At 70.6% G+C, this 1,814-nt stretch carries 4 protein-coding genes; all 4 read right to left on the bottom strand.

Annotation, left to right across the window (positions count from 1 at the left end; translation table 11 throughout):
- On the bottom strand, positions 1–245 hold a 245-nt coding region (locus tag V6M46_RS14915; RefSeq protein ID WP_332666525.1), incomplete at its 3' end, for a Maf family protein.
- Positions 242–907: a hypothetical protein gene (locus V6M46_RS14910; RefSeq protein ID WP_332666524.1), complete on the bottom strand. Its 666-nt coding sequence runs from the start codon at positions 905–907 to the stop codon at positions 242–244. The genes V6M46_RS14910 and V6M46_RS14915, both read right to left, overlap by 4 nt.
- 2 nt (positions 908–909) lie before the next feature.
- Positions 910–1,212, bottom strand: a complete 303-nt coding sequence (locus V6M46_RS14905; RefSeq protein WP_332666522.1) for an acyl-CoA carboxylase subunit epsilon — start codon at positions 1,210–1,212, stop codon at positions 910–912.
- Positions 1,209–1,814 (bottom strand): carboxyl transferase domain-containing protein (locus V6M46_RS14900; RefSeq protein WP_332666520.1); only part of this gene is annotated, 606 nt, incomplete at its 5' end. The genes V6M46_RS14905 and V6M46_RS14900, both read right to left, overlap by 4 nt.

The following is a 1,814-nucleotide window of genomic DNA, read 5'->3' as shown; positions in this document are numbered from 1 at the left end:
GGCTTGCCGAAGATCTCGCCCTCGAACGCCAGCACGGAGTCGCAGCCGATGACCAGCGCGTCGGGCTCGACCTGGGCGGCGACCGTACGGCACTTGAGCTGCGCCAGCGCGGCAGCCAGGTTGGCGGCGTCGGTCGAGGTGATGCGCTCCTCGTCGACACCCGAGACGATGACCTCGGGCTCGATTCCGGCAGTGCGTAGCGTCGCGAGCCGCGCCGGTGAGGCCGAGGCGAGGATGATCCTCATCGCAGGGCTCCTTCGTCGTAGCGGGTCCGTACGACCTCGAGCCGGTCGTCGCGCAGCAGCGCGTCGGCCAGCTCCTTGGTGCCGCCGACCGCCGTCCACGTGTTCTCGATGTTGGTCGTGACGAACCACGCGTGGTCGGCGGGCCACATGAGGTTGGGACTGTTGATGTCCCGCGGCACGCCATGTCCGTAGCTCGTCGCGCCCCACTCACCGGCGGAGGTCAGGGGACCGCCGAAGAGGAGGTAGTCGTGGAAGTACGAGACCTTGGGCCCCTCGAGGACTGACGTAGGGAACGCCGGCGGGACGGGAGGCCGAGGCTTCTCTTTGGTGAAGAAGCGCCCGGGCCAGCGTGCAGGCCCGGTGAATGCTGTCAGGAAGAGGGCGGACTCACCGCCGTAGAGCTCGCCGAAGCCGTCCCACAGGCCGAAGAAGCAGTCGTCGGGCGTCGTCGTGTGCTGTGCCAGGTCGTCGCACAGCGCGCGCAGGAGGTGCTCCTCGAGGTGACCTTCGTACCGGTCGTCATCGGGCCCCCTCGGGCTGTGGAGCACCCGGACGTACGCGTCGAAGCCCGACGGCCCGAGGTTCGCACGCAGCACGGGCGGCGCGTCGTCGTCGACGAACCAGTCGGCGGCGGACACGTCGGCGAGGGGCCGCAGGGGCATCGTCAGCCGCCGTAGGCCGAGCGGTGCCACAGGTCCGGGCCGACCCGGTGCGGCGCGCGGGCCATGCGGGCGGGATGCCCCCACTGCGACCGGACCTTGGGCTTGGCGCGGGCGGCGGCGTGTGCGGCTGCGGCGTTGCGGGCGGCGACGACGGCGACGAGCGCGGCGAGCTCTTCGGGCGTCAGGTCACCCTTGACGACGCGGAGGATGGGCTTGTGTCCTTCGCTCGCTCGTTCCTCGCTCGCTCCCGTTCGGCCGCTGGCGGCCTCACTAGGAACCGGAGATGGCTCCGAGGTCTCGCTCACAGCGGGATGTTCCCGTGCTTCTTGGGCGGCAGCGTCTCGCGCTTGGTCTTGAGCAGCCGCAGCGCCTTGACGACCTCGGCACGGGTCTGTGCCGGCTCGATGACGGCGTCGATGTAGCCGCGCTCGGCCGCCAGGTAGGGGTTGCAGAGCGTGTCCTCGTACTCCGTCATCAGCTCGGCCCGCGTGGCGTCCGGGTCGTCGGACGCGGCGATCTCCTTGCGGTAGAGGATGCCGACGGCTCCCGATGCGCCGACGACGGCGATCTGGGCCGAGGGCCAGGCGATGTTGATGTCGGCGCCGAGGTGCTTGGAGCCCATGACGTCGTACGCGCCGCCGTACGCCTTGCGGGTGATGACCGTGACGAGCGGGACGGTCGCCTCGGCGTAGGCGTAGATGAGCTTCGCGCCGCGGCGGATGATGCCGTCCCACTCCTGGCCGGTGCCGGGCAGGAAGCCGGGCACGTCGACGAACGTGAGGACCGGGATGTTGAACGCGTCGCAGGTGCGGACGAAGCGGGCCGCCTTCTCGGAGGCGTCGATGTCGAGGCAGCCGGCGAGCTGCATCGGCTGGTTGGCGACGATGCCGACGCTGCGGCCCTCGAC

Origin of the sequence: Aeromicrobium sp. (assembly GCF_036676885.1) — a bacterium.
GTDB lineage: Bacteria > Actinomycetota > Actinomycetes > Propionibacteriales > Nocardioidaceae > Aeromicrobium.
The sequence above is the reverse complement of the archived record's forward strand: the minus strand, read 5'-3'. Positions and strand labels throughout refer to the sequence as shown.

What these genes read in the sequence shown, in the direction of transcription:
- V6M46_RS14910 (WP_332666524.1), bottom strand. Translation starts at nt 907, where the DNA reads ATGCCCCTGCGGCCCCTCGCCGACGTGTCCGCCGCCGACTGGTTCGTC.